The 15,072-nt window shown below is 59.2% G+C and carries 11 protein-coding genes and 1 pseudogene; 10 read left to right on the top strand and 2 right to left on the bottom strand.

What is annotated here, in order from left to right; all coding sequences use genetic code 11:
* Positions 1-208: 208 nt before the first annotated feature.
* The 4 genes and pseudogenes from CGK93_RS10650 to CGK93_RS10635 all read left to right on the top strand — a co-directional run.
* Positions 209-541, top strand: a pseudogene (locus CGK93_RS10650) (alpha-L-arabinofuranosidase C-terminal domain-containing protein); the annotation flags it as partial.
* 369 nt (positions 542-910) lie between these two features.
* Positions 911-1,726 (top strand): alpha/beta fold hydrolase, encoded by an 816-nt coding sequence (locus CGK93_RS10645; RefSeq protein ID WP_089594795.1) that lies wholly within the window; start codon positions 911-913, stop codon positions 1,724-1,726.
* Positions 1,727-1,756: 30 nt separating this feature from the next.
* The gene (locus CGK93_RS10640) at positions 1,757-3,235 is read left to right on the top strand and encodes an amidohydrolase family protein (protein ID WP_089594794.1); all 1,479 of its coding nucleotides are present in this window, start codon (positions 1,757-1,759) and stop codon (positions 3,233-3,235) included.
* A gap of 97 nt (positions 3,236-3,332) precedes the next feature.
* Positions 3,333-4,763 (top strand): aldehyde dehydrogenase family protein, encoded by a 1,431-nt coding sequence (locus tag CGK93_RS10635; protein ID WP_089597374.1) that lies wholly within the window; start codon positions 3,333-3,335, stop codon positions 4,761-4,763.
* A 61-nt stretch (positions 4,764-4,824) separates the two neighbouring features.
* On the opposite strand, the gene CGK93_RS10630 is transcribed toward CGK93_RS10635, so the two are convergent.
* Positions 4,825-5,448 (bottom strand): TetR/AcrR family transcriptional regulator, encoded by a 624-nt coding sequence (locus tag CGK93_RS10630; RefSeq protein WP_157731733.1) that lies wholly within the window; start codon positions 5,446-5,448, stop codon positions 4,825-4,827.
* Between the two features lie 238 nt (positions 5,449-5,686).
* Positions 5,687-6,307 (bottom strand): TetR/AcrR family transcriptional regulator, encoded by a 621-nt coding sequence (locus CGK93_RS10625; protein ID WP_089594792.1) that lies wholly within the window; start codon positions 6,305-6,307, stop codon positions 5,687-5,689.
* Positions 6,308-6,515: 208 nt separating this feature from the next.
* On the opposite strand from CGK93_RS10625, the gene CGK93_RS10620 reads away from it, so the two are divergent.
* The 6 genes from CGK93_RS10620 (at position 6,516) to CGK93_RS10595 (ending at position 14,909) form a co-directional block, all read left to right on the top strand.
* Positions 6,516-7,526 (top strand): phosphotransferase enzyme family protein, encoded by a 1,011-nt coding sequence (locus CGK93_RS10620; protein ID WP_089594791.1) that lies wholly within the window; start codon positions 6,516-6,518, stop codon positions 7,524-7,526.
* Between the two features lie 128 nt (positions 7,527-7,654).
* Positions 7,655-8,980 (top strand): aspartate aminotransferase family protein, encoded by a 1,326-nt coding sequence (locus tag CGK93_RS10615; protein ID WP_089594790.1) that lies wholly within the window; start codon positions 7,655-7,657, stop codon positions 8,978-8,980.
* 67 nt (positions 8,981-9,047) lie between these two features.
* Positions 9,048-9,818, top strand: coding sequence for an SDR family NAD(P)-dependent oxidoreductase (locus CGK93_RS10610; protein ID WP_089594789.1), 771 nt, complete (start codon positions 9,048-9,050; stop codon positions 9,816-9,818).
* 68 nt (positions 9,819-9,886) lie between these two features.
* Positions 9,887-11,395, top strand: a complete 1,509-nt coding sequence (locus tag CGK93_RS10605; RefSeq protein WP_089594788.1) for an APC family permease — start codon at positions 9,887-9,889, stop codon at positions 11,393-11,395.
* Between the two features lie 18 nt (positions 11,396-11,413).
* Complete coding sequence (locus CGK93_RS10600) at positions 11,414-13,072, top strand: amidohydrolase (RefSeq protein WP_089594787.1); 1,659 nt, start codon at positions 11,414-11,416, stop codon at positions 13,070-13,072.
* A 64-nt stretch (positions 13,073-13,136) separates the two neighbouring features.
* A complete protein-coding gene (locus CGK93_RS10595; protein ID WP_157731731.1) occupies positions 13,137-14,909 on the top strand; it encodes an amidohydrolase in 1,773 nt (590 codons plus the stop codon).
* Positions 14,910-15,072 lie beyond the last annotated feature (163 nt).

Here is a 15,072-nt window from a genome sequence, read left to right as displayed (position 1 = left end):
CAGTGGCGGCAGGATGGGGCGGTTTCTCTATCCCGGAGGGGTAATCGATTTGAACTCGCCCGGCTCCCCCGGGTCGAATTAGGCCTTGGCTGCGTCGTACTTCTTCTGAGCCTCCTCAACGAGTGGCATCCTCTGCTCTGTCCAGTTCGCAAGGTTATCGATGAGCTCACTCATTTCCTGACCAAGATCGGTGAGGGCATTGAACCCCGCCCCAACAGGCAACGACTGGCCCGAAGCCCCGCCCCTCCTCGAAGACCTCTACACGGTCGCCGATGCCGTAGTTGTGGGCGATCTTCTCATCACACTGCTTAACAACACAGACCGGGTCCACGCCGCTTCCCTCGCCCAACTCGTCAACGTGATCGCGCCCATCATGACCCGCCCCAACGGCCCAGCCTGGAAACAAACCACATTCCACCCCTTCGCGCTCACCTCCGCCAACGCCCAAGGGCAGGTTCTCCAACTCGCCGTCGAGTCACCCTCGTTCACCTCGCCCCAGCATGGAGAAGTGCCCTCGATTTCGGCCGTGGCCACGCACGATCTTCAGGAAGTTCAGCTGGCCTGTTAATGCCGACGCCTGCTGCTGGCTGGACCCGCGGGTCCCCGGATACGTAACCGTAATGGTGAAACTGCACTGATTCCTCACTCCGTTGAAAGCGGCTAGCGTCGAAGGTACTCAAACTGGGACACGTGCTAGGGCCATCCGCATTTTTTTCGAGACGCGGAGTGGACTCTCTCGGATAGAACGTGGCGCCCGGACTGTTGGCTCGGGCCAGCCGCAGTTCTGTCCACCCCCTACCACGAATCACATTGTATCCAAATATAGAACCTAGACTCTAAGTCTAGTATTTAGCTTGGTGATGTGATTCACTTTTCTTCAGAGTCAGCTGTTTGCAAGAAAAGGAGCATCATGTCAGAGGCAACGTCGATTGAGTCGGGTTACGTCGTAAGCGGGGACGGGACGCGGATCGGATTCCGAAAGCTTGGGGCTGGACCATCGATGGTCTTAGTACACGGCTCGTTGGCAGACGGGGAGGAATACCTCCCACTGGCTTCGGCCCTATCCAATGACTTCACGGTGTGGGTGGCTGACTCCCGGGGCCGAGGCCTCACAGGCGACTTTCCCGCCGACTATGGGCGTCAAACTATCATTGAGGACCATCAAGCGCTAATGGAGGAAGCCGGCGGCAACGCGGTTCTGTTCGGACATTCCTTCGGAGCGACGTCGGTGCTCTTGAGTGCCGCCACGATGCGGGGCCTGGCAGGCGTCATCGCCTACGAACCACCACTCCCCCCAAACGGAATGCTCACGCAGGAGATTGAGGTCTACCAAGCCGCCATCGATGCTGGCGACATCGACGGCGCGGTGTCCTATGCCTTCACCAATATCGTTGGTGGAACCGCAGAGGACGTTGAATTTGTGAAAACCACTCCGGTTTGGGAAGCCATGAAAGCCATCGCCCCGTCTTTCGTTCCCGAGTTGCGGTTGCTCGACGCACTGCCGGACATGCAGGACGAGGTGGAAAAAATCCATGTTCCGCTGCTGGCCATCAGGGGCGGGCTAAGCCCCGAGAACCTGCGGCAAAGTACGGCAGTAGTTGTAGAGGCAGCTAGTTCCGGCGTCCTGCTTGAAATGGCAAATATTGACCACTCCGGCCATCTTTCCGATCCCGCAGGTATGGCGCAACACGTTGTCGATTGGTTTCACACAGCAGCCTCCTCGTAGTCATGCCGGCCACTCCTGACAGGAAATCCGATGTCCGATTCTCTCCCCTTTATTGATCAAATACCTGACCCCATCGCCATGCGTATCGACGGAGCCTGCATCTATACCGGAGACGTTGAGCGGCCCGTCCTCCTGGGCTCCCTTCTCACAGCCGGCGGGACCATCACGGCGCTCGGCGGAGTCGCTGAAGTGGATGTTGCCGAAGCCCAACTGGCCGCAAATGGAACCGAAGTCCGTCACGTGAACGGTTCTGGTCTCATGCTCATGCCGGGCCTGGTCAACAACCACTGGCACAGCCTCAGCGCCCTACGCGTAGCGGCCGCAGGGGGCCTTGACCTGGACGATCGCCACGACCCAGTACCCCCAACGGCGCATGGAGGTAATATCCCTGCGATCACTCAGGAGTTTGCCGGGCTCGGCAGCCTTATGCAGGCGATTCCACCCGAGGCAGCTGGCATATCTGCGATTCAAAGTCTGGTGTGGCAATTGCGCGCTGGAACCACCTGCGTCGCAGACTTTGGATCCATTGGCTCCACCGACACACTCGTTGGCGCCGCCCAAGCCACCGGCATTCGTGCAGCTCTCTCCATGCTCACCATCGACGGTATAGCCATGGCTGACGGATTCGTACGCGTTCAAGATACCGACCACGTGTTGCAAAGCGTCGACACGATGGTTTCGGACATTTCCCGGCGGAACCTCCCTACGGTTCGCCCGCTTCCCTCTGTCCTCGGATCTGTGCTCGCGAGTGACGAGCTACTAAAGGGCATTGGGGAGATCGCGGAAAAGTATGACACGCAGATCGGCACTCACTTCGCAGCCTGGGCAAACGAAAATGACGCCAGCCTCAAGGCTTTCGGAAAAAGGCCAGTAGACAGATACGCTGCCGCCGGGCTGCTATCACCCCGCCTGATCGCAGCCCATGTTGCATATCTCGACGACGACGAATTCCAGCGGATCGTCGCCGCAGGAATTCATGTCACCCACGCACCTGCCCGTTACGGTGCAATGGGGGAAGCGACCCTCTCCCAGCGAGTTAGGGTCCTCGACCTTATCCGGGCAAATCTAACGGTTGGCCTCAGTACCGACACCGACGAACTACCCCTCGGTGGGATGCCGGAGGCAATGCGGATGGCATGGCTCGGCTACAACGAAGCCGCTGGTGACCCCACTTTCCTTCCGCCATCATCGGTCTTGGCGATGGCAACCCGAGCCGGTGCCGTCTCCCTGGCGTGGGATGACAAAATTGGTCGGATTGCCCCGGGAATGCGGGCCGACTTTGTGGGTGTCCGGGTTGACGATTGGCGCTACGCTGGCGTGGCACGCCCGTTAACCGGCTTCCTGTCCCGAGGAAGTAGCAACGACGTTGACCTGGTCGTCGTTGACGGCCGGGTATTGATCTCCGGCGGCGAGTTCACGTTCCTCGACGAACACGAGCTACAGACCAAATTCCTGGAGATGTCCGCAGCGGTAGCCCGCGCAGCTGCCGAAGCAAACGCGGGCCACTAGGGCCCGGCACAAGGCAAATCCAAGACCCCCTATCCGCTTTTCCAGCAGGAGGGGCGCCGAAATTCAACCCGTCTTTCACGAAATGAAGGAATCCACCATGACAACGACATTCGAAACAGTCTCGTTCACTTACGAGAGTCTCCTTGAGGCCATCCAACCGGCTTCCGGCGGGCGTCCCATCAACGATCCGGCCACGGGCCAGCAAATCGGTTTGGTTGCAGAGCCCGGCGTCGCTGAGCTGGATGATGCCATCCATGCTGCCCACGCCGCCCAGCGAGGCTGGGCTGCGCGCGGCCACGAAGAACGCAGCGAATTACTCACGCTTGCCGCAGACGCCATCGAAGCCAATGCCGAGGCGCTGGCCCAGCTGCTGTCCAGGGAACAGGGCAAACCGCTCAACGGTCCGAATGCCCGCTTCGAAGTCGGGGCCTGCAGCGCCTGGCTGCGGGCGACGGCATCTTTCACGCTGGACGTCGAAACCATTGTTGAGGAGAACGGCACCCTCGCAGAACTCTTTTACCGGCCTCTTGGCGTTGTTGGTGCCATCGGACCTTGGAATTGGCCAATGATGATCTCAGTCTGGCAGCTGGCCCCAGCGCTGCGCATGGGTAACACCGTGGTCATCAAACCGTCGAGCATGACTCCGTTATCAGTGCTTGCGCTGGTCGAGGTAATCAACTCAATCCTGCCGGCCGATGTGCTGGCAGTAATTCCGGGGGGACGCGATGTAGGTGAACGTCTCGCCGCCCACGAGGACATCGCCAAAGTAATGTTTACCGGTTCCACGGCCGCCGGCAAAGCGATCATCCGTTCCTCTGCTGACACCGTGAAACGGTTAACGCTGGAGCTGGGTGGCAACGACGCCGGAATTGTGCTCCCGGACGCCGACCCCGATGCGATTGCTGAAGACCTGTTCTGGGGAGCGTTCATCAACACTGGCCAGACTTGTGCCGCACTCAAGCGCTTGTACGTGCATGAAGACATCTACGAGGAGGTTTGTGAAGCGCTGACTGCTGTAGCGAAGAACATGCCGATGGGCATTGGCCTGGACGAGAACAACGTACTCGGCCCGCTGCAGAACAAGGCACAGTTTGATGTCGTTGCCCGACTCGTGGAGGCGGCGAAGGAATCGGGAGCAAGGGTGCTGCTGGGCGGCGAGCCGGAAGTCGACCAGCCTGGCTTCTTCTATCCAACAACTTTGATTGCGGATATCGACAACCAGAACCCATTGGTGATCGAGGAACAATTTGGTCCTGCGCTGCCAATCATCAAGTACTCCAGTATTGATGAGGCCATTAAGATGGCCAATAGCCTGGATGTCGGCCTCGGCGCCTCTGTTTGGTCCTCCAATAAAGACAGTGCACGCGAAGTCGCTGCACGGATCGAGGCCGGAACCGTGTGGATCAACAAGCATGGAGCCGTAGACCCGCGCGTGCCGTTTGGCGGGGCCAAGCAGTCGGGCTATGGACTTGAGTTTGGTGTAGAGGGTCTAAAGCAACTGGGAGCACCCCAGATCATCAACGGATAGTCTCCGGCCAACCCTCCGGGTCACCTGTCGTCCACGCGCGCCAGCCGTGGACGACAGGTACCTAACTTGGGCCCTTGGGTGCCAGGCCATCCAGCAAACGCTGAAACGCTGAAAGGAAATTCGCTGGCTTCATGGCCTCGCGGGCAATTTCAACGCCGCCCTCACGGAGGCATCCGATCAGCAGCACGGAAATTGCGTCCGCATCCGCCCCCTTGTCAACTTCCCCACGCTCCTGCGCGATCACCAGCTCTTTGCGTATTGCCGCGAGGCTGGCCGAGGAACCCTCTCCACGTTCGACGCGACTGCCAAACAGGGCCGGTCCCGCCACATTGTAGAAGTAACCCCGGTGATGATCTTCCGTCAGCGCTACCATGGCTCTTGCATACGCCATGACCCGTTCGCGCCATGTGGTGGCAGAATCCGTAAGTCTCTGGGCCGTGCTGACGACCTCACGGCTCACCGCCCGGTACGCCTCTTGGAGCACTTCATCGCGGCCGCCCTCGAAATGCGCGTAGACCGTACCGCGAGACATCCCTGCCTGCATGGCCAATCTGTCGATAGTGACAGCGTCCACTCCCTCGGCAGAGATGATTTCCAGGCCGGCATCGGCTAAGTCGCTTCGTGTTTGCTCTCGACGACGCTCCCGGAGGCTCGTCGAAGAGGGCTTTCCCATCGCCGCAGTCATAAATCCTCCATGTCTAAAGAGACAGGATATATCCATTCAGACCAGGACCTGCCTCTTAGTCATCTTTTTTGGACGACCTGTCTAAAGGTCAGAAGCAGCAGTCAGCAGGCTCATCGACCAAGGCAGGGGGACCCTGAAGCGGCACCAACTTCGCTGACGACGTAGCCCCAACCACCGACTCACACTCTGCGACGTGCGTCCAACGCCCCTACAGCCGACGGATATATCACCATCGACGTTACGAATCACAAATAGGGGAACGCAATCCCACGAGAATCCGCTTGAAGGCCAGCAGAAGACTCCCTGCCATGTCGATGTTGCGGGCTACAGCCATTCCCATTTCCCGCAGGCTTCCCGTAAGGAGGATGGCCGTCCCTTCGGTGTCGATTCCCGCGTCAACGTCGCCCTCGCTGATCGCTCTGGTCAACTCCTTATTAATGACATCCAGCGCAGCCCTGGATCCCCTGCCCCTGTCAGCCGGGAAGCCCAGAAGGTTTGGTCCACTGATGTTGTAGAAGAATCCGATCTGCGAATCCGAGCACAGCTCCGCCATGGCCTCCGCAAAGCCTGAAATCCGATCCATCCAGTCATCCCGGAACTCAGCACGTTCGGTGGCTGCCTCAATGAATCGTGTCCCGATATGTTCGTACGCGCGAAGCAAGAGTTCATCGCGGCCGCCGGGACAGTAGGCGTACAGGGTCCCCCGCGACATTCCGGCATTCTGCGTTACCCGGTCGATGCTCACACCGTCGGGCCCCTCGGCCGAAATGATTCCCAACGTGGCCAGCAACAGGTCATCCTTTGCCCGAACCTGTTGTCGTTCCCGGAGAGACCCCGTGGGGGAAATCTTCGTCATCATGGTCTGTCCCTTCCTTTACCGGAGGAACCTTGGCCCGCACCCCCGCAGTCATTCTATCCTTTGGAATCAAAAAATGTACTCAGAGTATAGATTTTGGCTATGTGGTGTGGTTCACTTTTTCTAGAGGAGGGTTACGGAACGAATCTGCAGGCTACTCAGCCAGCCCAGATCGACCACCACACAGACCTAGAATCAAGGGAGATCCACTTTGGACAAAGCACATGCAGTTCGCACGGTTCATGCGGCACTTGGGCGGTACGGCTTTCAAGAGGACACGGCGATTGAGTTCGTCAAATACCGTGAGAACTATGTCTTCCGAATTTACCCGGAAGGAAAAATCACCTATGCCGTGCGGCTTCACCGCCCCGGATACCGCTCGGATTCGGAGGTCACGTGCGAACTGGAATTCCTGCGTTCGCTTAGGAGCCGAGGAGTGGACGTCCCGGAGGTTCTTCCGACGTCGGATGGGGACCTGCTCTGCCTGATCGCGGGAAACGATGGGTTCACCTATCAGATCGACGTACTCGTCTGGGTGGAAGATGCAGCGCCTCTGGGCGACGTCGTAGAAGCCTTTGATGGTAGCTCCAGCCTCAGCCCCGAGACCTTCCACCGGCTCGGGGCGCTGGCCGGCGCGTTTCACAACGAGGCGACTGGTATCGGCGTCGGAAAGGATTTTGACCGACAGGCTTGGGACATCGAAGGCTTGGTCGGTGAGCAGGCCCTGTGGGGCGATCCGTGCGATATTCGCGAGCTTTCAGAGCAAGACGTTGTCCTGCTCCACGACGTCAAGCGGGCAATCAAGGACGAGTTGATTTCCTTCGGATTTGGCAAAGATCGGTATGGCGTCATCCACGCAGATTTCACGCCGGAGAACATTCTGGTTCGCGACGAAGAGTGCGTCCTTATCGACTTTGATGACTTTGGTCAGGGGTGGCATCTATTTGACCTTGCCACGCTGCTCTTCTTTTACCTGCCCCACCCGAAATATTCTGATTACTGCCGCAGCGCGATAGAGGGTTATCGGTCCGTCCGGGCGCTGCCCCAGGAACAGATGAAGATTTGGGACGCGATGCTGCTCTCGCGTGGCCTGACGTACATGGGCTGGGCCTCGACGAGACGAGGGGACGAAACTTCCGAGTTCATCATCAGCCAAATCATTCCGGTGGTCCTGAAGATGGCGCGGAATTACTCCGCTTCCCGAGTGTCAGCGGGGCGCTGATGCGCCGTCCCCACCTTCCGACGTCGTAGTGTCACTGCTCCGGCGGCCCTAACAATATTCGGCGCCCTGCGCCTCGTGATCCGCTCGCAATTGCTGGGCTAATTTTTCATGCCCGAAACGGAGAAATAATGCCTCACACAAAAAATCGAAATTCCGTCTCCCAGCAGACCGAAAGCTCTGCATCCAGCCTGCTGGAGCGAAGGCTGAAGACACTGGGCATCCATTCCCCGCTCTTTTATGACGAACCGATTGCCTTGGTATCGGCCAAAGGAGTCTGGGCTACAGACGTGACCGGACGGACGTATCTCGATGCCTACAACAACGTGCCGCACGTTGGGCACTGCAACCCCGTCGTCATAGAAGCCATTCAGGCCCAGGCATCCCGGCTGAACATCCACACCCGCTACCTGAACAGCCAGGTGATCGACTATTCCGAGGAACTCCTCGCGACGTTCGGCGACGGGTTGGAAAAGGTTTCCTTCACCAACAGCGGATCAGAGGCCAACGACCTGGCTTTCCGCATAGCCAACCAGCGTACTGGGAACACAGGCATCATTGTGTCCGACTTCAGCTACCACGGAAACACCTCGCTCCTCGCGGATGTAACCACGGCTTTGCCCACCAGGAACGGAGTGTCGTCCAACGTCCGCGCGATCCGAATCCCGGACCTGGACACAGCCGATAACGACGTCTCGCCGGCAGAGCTGTTTGAGATCGCTATTCGCGAGCTGGATGCAGCGATTGAATCCCTTAACAGCGAAGGGTTTGGAGTGTCCGCCTTCCTGTTTGATCCGCTCTTCTCGACCGAGGGCCTGTGCAGGCTCCCGGACGGCTACCTCCATGCTGTTCAACAGCGCATCCACGCGGCCGGGGGCCTGCTGATCTCAGATGAAGTGCAGTCCGGGTTCGGCCGCACCGGGGACGCAATGTGGGGCTACGAGCTGTACGAGCTTGCCCCAGATCTGGTCACCATGGGAAAGCCCATGGGAAATGGGCATCCGATCGGCGGGGTGGTAACGAGCGCCGATCTGCTGGACGAGTTTGGTGCGGCCAATCTGTACTTCAATACCTTCGCGGGGAATCCTGTCTCCGCTGCCGCGGGCAGGGCGGTCCTGCAGGTCATGAAGGACGAGGACCTGATGGCCAATGCCCAAACTACCGGCAATGTCCTAAAGGAAGGACTGGAAAAACTGGCTGCCCGGTTCGACTTCGCGGGAGCTGTCAAGGGCCAGGGCCTGTTCTTCGGCGTCGAGCTGCTTCCGGACCAGAAGTCTGGCCTGTCAGCCCCGGCGGTCACGAAGAAGCTCGTAGAGAACATGAAGGACAACAGGATTCTCATTAGCAAGGTGGGCCGGCATGAAACCGTGCTGAAAATACGGCCGCCGCTCGTATTCAACAAATCACACGCGGAACAACTGCTGGAAGGTCTGGAAGCGGCCCTCCACAGCATCTAGTCGTCGCCCCACCACATCTGAAAGAAGCACAACAGCTTCGAGGACTACTTCTGATCGGAACGGACTCATGGATCTTTCTCAAAAAACCGCACAGCGGGTCGTTATTACCGGTGGCGCCTCCGGAATCGGACTTGCCACGGCCGCAGCGTTCCTGGACGAGGGGGCGAGAGTGGGCATCATTACCCGCTCTCAGCAAAGTCTGGATGCAGCCCTGCACGGACCGCTCTCTGAGTATAAGGACGGCAGGTGCCACGGAATTGTGGCGGACGTGGCGGACGAAGCTGCGATGGCAAGCGCCTTCAAGGAGTTCGACAGCCGGCTTCAGGGCATCAATACAGTGGTTGCCAGCGCCGGAATCGAGGGTGAAATGGGCGCTGCGGTGGAGGACGTAACTTCCCATGACTTCCTCCGTGTCCTTGAAGTCAACGTGCTGGGCGTATTTCACGCGGTGAAGCACGCCTTGCCTTTCCTCAGGGAAGAGCAACACGCCTCGGTCACTATTATTGGGTCCGATTCAGGCTTCGTGGCAGCGCCCGGGATGTTGGCTTATAACGCTTCCAAGGGGGCTCTGGTACAGCTCACCAGGGCATTGTCCTTCGAGCTCTTCGAATCCCACGGAATTAGGGTCAACAGTGTGTGCCCATCCATCGTAGATACCCCGATGGCCAGGCGCGGGATTGGCGTTGAGAGCTTCGACGATGCGGAATACCCCGTGAACACCCCCGGTGACATCGCCCGGACCGTACTTTTCCTTTCCGGCGAAGGCTCGCGTGCCATCAACGGGGCCAATATCCTCTCGGACTTCGGCTATTCCGCCAGGTCCTCCTTTCCCGCCTAATCAATACATGAGGCGTCAACCCGGTCTCCTCCGCCCGGCGGAGGACGCCAGATAAAAAGAAGGTTGCCATGGATAATCAGCTGCAGGAACACGTTCCTTCCGTCCCAGACAAATTGTCCCGGGACTCCTTGGGCGTTTTTGGCGTCGTTTTCCTTGTACTTGCGGCCGTCGCCCCGCTGACCGGCATTATTGTCATCACCGCTCTTGGCCTGGCACTCGGCAACGGCGCCGGGATGGTGGGATCTTTCATTGTCGTTACCGCGATACTCCTACTCTTCGCCGTGGGCTATGCCCAAATGTCCAAGTTGCTTGTCAGCGCAGGAGGGTTCTACGCCGTTGTCCTCAAGGGCCTGGGAAGAGCAGCAGCGCTGGTGGCTGCACTGGTAGCGATGCTCGGCTACAACTGCTTCGTAGCCGGTGCGATCGGAACAATCGGATTGTTCACTCAGACTGTGATCGCGCAGCTCACAGGGCTTGACGTGCACTGGTTCATCTGGTCACTGGTAGCGGTGGCGGCCGCTTTCCTACTCAGCCGCCAAGGTATCAATTTCAGCGCCAAGGTTCTTGGCGTTGGTCTGATCCTGGAAGTTTCCATCCTGATAATCTTCGACATCGCCGTCCTCATCCGGGACGGCTACACGCTGGACGTCTTCAGCCCCGGCATCGTGTTCTCGGGCGCAGCGGGAATCGGTTTTCTGTTCGCGGCCAACGCCTTCGTTGGAGTGGAGGCAACGGGGTTGTTCAGCGAGGAGGCGAGGAATCCCCGCAGGACCATCCCACGGGCAACCTACGGGGCAATAGGCTTCATCGGACTTCTTGCAGCCGTGACTACATGGGCCATAGTAAGCGCACTGGGTGCAGCGGATACCCAGGGAATCGCTGCCGAGCACCTGGCCGCCGGCGATCTGGTGTTCTTCCTCTCAAGCCAATATCTCGGGGAGGGCCTTACAACGACCATGATGATCCTGCTGCTTGTGAGCCTCTTTGCCGCATTGATGGCCCTGCACAACTCGGCCACCAGGTACATCTACTCTCTGGGCCGCGCACGGATTCTCACGCAATGGCTGAGCCGGACCCGTCCCAACGGATTTCCGCAGCGCGCCTCCATGGCCCAGTTCGCAGTGGGGCTCGTAGTCGCCGGGCTCTTCGCAGTGTTCGGGCTGGAACCACTCACTTCACTCATTCCGAGCATGACGGGCTTTGGCACGTTGGGCATCCTCACCCTGCAGTTCATGGCCACGCTGGCAATTGTGGTGCACTTCAGGAGAATTCGGGAGCGGCGATGGTGGAGCACCCTGCTGGCGCCAGGGATTGGCCTTCTTGGTTTGGGCTTTGTGGTGGTCCTTGCCATCAGCAACTTCTCGGTGCTGGCCGGTTCGGACGCCCCGGTGATTACCATGCTTCCCTGGCTCCTCGCGGTTGCCGTCGTCGGCGGCCTGCTTCTTGCATGGCATCTTCGCAGAAACAAACCAGAGATCTACGTGGGTCTCGGCCAGGATCTCGAGCGGCTGCCGTTGGAAAACAACGACGCCGAGAAATCTCCGGAAGAACCATCGTTCAGCACAACTCGTCCCTAGAGCCCAGGAGGCAGCGCCATGAGTAAAGAAATTGATCTGATAGTCACTAACGCATCCGTCTACACCTGCGACCCGGCAAATGAATGGGCGGAAGCCTTTGCCGTTACAGCAGGTGTCGTCACCGCAGTCGGCACCACGGCCGAGATTACAGCCCTCGCTTCAACCGACACGGAACTTCTGGATGCCGGGGGGAGGATGGTCATGCCCGGGCTCTGCGACGTGCATTCCCATCTTCTGATCGGCGGGGCCCAGTCCGCATGGGAACTGACCATGCCGCCCTCCGAGGGGATCGACGCCATCCTGGCAAAGGTGCGGAACTGGTCCGAGCGCCTCGCCCCGGACGAATGGGTGGTCGGCGGAATCATCGGCAGCCCCGTACTTGATCAAATTGCACAAGGGGGCTATCTGCCGGGCCTCGATGAAGCCAGCGGCGGGCGCCCCGTGCTATTGCGGGACGACTCCCACCACAACCGTTGGGTCAACTCCCGCGCACTGGAAATCATGGGTGTGGATGAAGGGACTCCAAACCCCGAGGGAGGGACGTTTGTTCGCGGTTCTGACGGCACGCTCACAGGCGTCCTGTACGAATCTGCCTGTGCGCTGGCCGAAGACAAGGCGGCTGCTGCGATCAACGATCACCGCGAACGCGACCGCGTCTCTGCCGCGACCGCGGTCCGTTTGGTGAACTCGTACGGCATTACCGCTGTACAGGATGCGGGGACGCTCGAAAATGCGCTTCTGGCGTTGTCCGACATGGATAAGAATTCGGAACTGACGTCCTGGGTTGTCGGCTCGCTCCCGGCCCGCCCCTTCTTTGGAGACGGGATCTTTGGCGAGGACCTGTACGCCGTTGCCGAAAAGTACCGCACCGACCACGTCCGACCGGACTTCGTAAAACTATTCCTGGATGGAGTTCCCATGACCCGGACCTCCGCCATGCTCAGCCCGTACCTCTGCCACGGCGAGCATGAAGACCCCTCAGACACTGGCGAACTCCTGTGGACCCGTGATGACCTCGTTGCAACTCTTGAACGATGCATCGAGCTCGGGCTTGGGGCAAAGCTGCATGCCACGGGTGACGGTTCGGTACGGCAGGCTCTGGACGCAATCGAGGTGATTCGCGAGAAGCACGGTGAAGGAGCAATCTTCCAAATTGCGCACGTAGCATACGTCGACCCGGCGGACCGTTCCCGTTTCGCAGAACTGAACGTGATACCGGATGTATCCCCCTACATTTGGTACCCGAACATCTTCGATGAAAGCATCGCAAACCAGATCCCGGAGAAGGTCCTGCGTGAGAGCTGGCCGATCAAAGACCTGGCCTTGAGCGGTGCACTGGTATCGGGCGGATCCGACTGGCCGGTAGTCCCTGTACCCAACCCGTGGATCGGAATGGAAACCCTCGTCACACGCTCGAACCCCGATCCCGCGGTACCGGGGGAACAAAACGGTGAGCAATGCCTTTCGCTCCCCCAGGCAATCGCCGCATTCACCCGGAACCCCGCCACCGCCATGGGCCTGGGAGAAACCGTCGGCGCTATCAAGGCCGGCCACTCAGCAGATTTTGTTCTGCTCAACCACAATCTGTTCGACGTCCCCACGAATGCCATTCACAAAACGGAAGTCATGCGGACCTATTTTCAAGGCAAGAGCGTCTACGAACGCCCGCAGAGCTAGGCGCCTAAGCGCAACGGCTCTAGATTCCAACGACCGAAATCCGGGAACAAACCAAGGAGCACGAATGACTACTGAAACGACTATCGATCAGCCCAACATCATCTATACCGACGCCGAAGTAATTGTTGACTCCCGCGGCACACCCGCGGAGGCCATCTGGATTAGGGACGGCCGGATCGTCGCCGTCGGCTCCAACGAGGAAGTTCTGTCCATCGCGGGCCCGGACGTGGAACGCCAGAGCGTCCCCGGGGCCACCATCATCCCGGGCCTGATCGACACACACCCACACTTATTGCACTTCTCAGCGTTCATAGCCCCCCTGGTGGACCTCACCGAAGTACGTGACCATGACGAAATCGTCGAGTTGATTCAGCGCAAAGCGGCAGCCACACCCAAAGGCGAATGGGTACGGACCACCCCGATCGGCGAGCCGCACTATTTCCAACGACGTTCCTTCCGTCATCTGACGGAAGGGGAACTGCCGGACAGGCACGTCCTGGACCGTGCCACCACCGACCACCCGGTGATCATCCAAGCCTTCGCACCGGTCCTGCCGAACGCCATCGCACTGAACTCCGCTGCCCTCTCGGTGCTCGGAATTGATGCCTCAACAGAGGACCGGGTCTCCGACGTATGGATCGAAAAGGACGCAGCAGGTAATCCCACAGGCATCCTACGAGGGGCGGTGACCAACTACTACAACTCAGATCCGTTCTTCGCAGAGCTGTCAAAGCTCATGCCGCCATTGATTCAACCCGAACTGGCGCCCGCGGCCCTGGCGAAAGCCATGGCTGTGTACAACGGGCTCGGCATCACCACGATCTACGAAGGCCACGCGATGGACTTCGATCACATCGAGGCCTACCAGATGATGCACGCCCACGGTGCCCTGAGCCTGCGGGTCCATGCCGTACCTGAGCTTGAGCCGGCGGCACTGCCCGGTGACCTACCCAAGACAGACGCGGAGATCGACGCGACCCTTGAGAGGGCACTCGCCATGCGATCCGTCCAAGACGACTGGCTGCGCATCGACGGCATAACCAGCGCAACATTCGGACCTTGTTTCAACGGCAACATAGCCTGGAACGAAGGGTATCTCGATCCCTGGGGGAACGTGACAACCGGCAAGCGGGTAGTAAGCGTGGAACATAACCGACGGGCGTTCGAATTCTGCGCAGAGAACGACCTGCGGCTAAACCTCTGCGCCTGTAGCCCGGACGAACACGACGAACACATCGCAATGACTGAAGAGGTCCTTGCTAAACACAGGCTGGAGCGCACTAATTGGATCATCCAGCACGGCTATATGGTCCGCGAAGACCAAGCAAAAAAATACGCCGAGTTAGGCTTCAGCATGACCATCAGCACGAGCTTCACCTTTGGCAAGGCAGACATGCTGGCTGAAAGGATCGGCCCCAAGGCACTCGAAGTGCTCAACCCCCTCCGCCACTTCCTTGACGCCGGCCTCGAGGTAGCAGGCGGAATGGACTGGGGTCCATGCAATCCCTTCGAACACATGCAGCTTGCAGTGACCCACAGGATGTATCCCAGCGGCAGAACCAACGCCGGCCCTGCCCAAGTGGCCACCCGCCAAGAAGCATACGAGATGTGGACCCAAAACGGGGCGAAACTCATGGGTTGGGAAGGCATCGGCGCCCTCATTCCCGGCAATCACGCCGACTTGGCAATCCTGGACCGCAACCCCATTACATGCGACATCGATGCCCTGCCAGAAACCCGCGTCCTCATGACATACGTCGGGGGGCGAGTAGTTCATGACACCGGTCTGGGGACAGAACCTGATGTCCAGTCGGAGCGGACCGGCGCCAAGCGGTAATCGTCCCAAACGACTGGTTTCGAAAGCCCCGAGGAAATATCTTGAACACGACACACGATGCCGTGAGCTTCGACAGCTCCATTGGCAAGAACAGGTCCGATGGTGACCGCCCAGAAGTAACCTCGAAGGACGCCAACTCCGTTGAGGACTGGTCCTTGCTAAC

The sequence above is a fragment of the Arthrobacter sp. YN genome (assembly GCF_002224285.1).
GTDB lineage: Bacteria > Actinomycetota > Actinomycetes > Actinomycetales > Micrococcaceae > Arthrobacter.
Note: the sequence above shows the minus strand (reverse complement) of the source record. Positions and strands in the feature narration are given on the sequence as shown.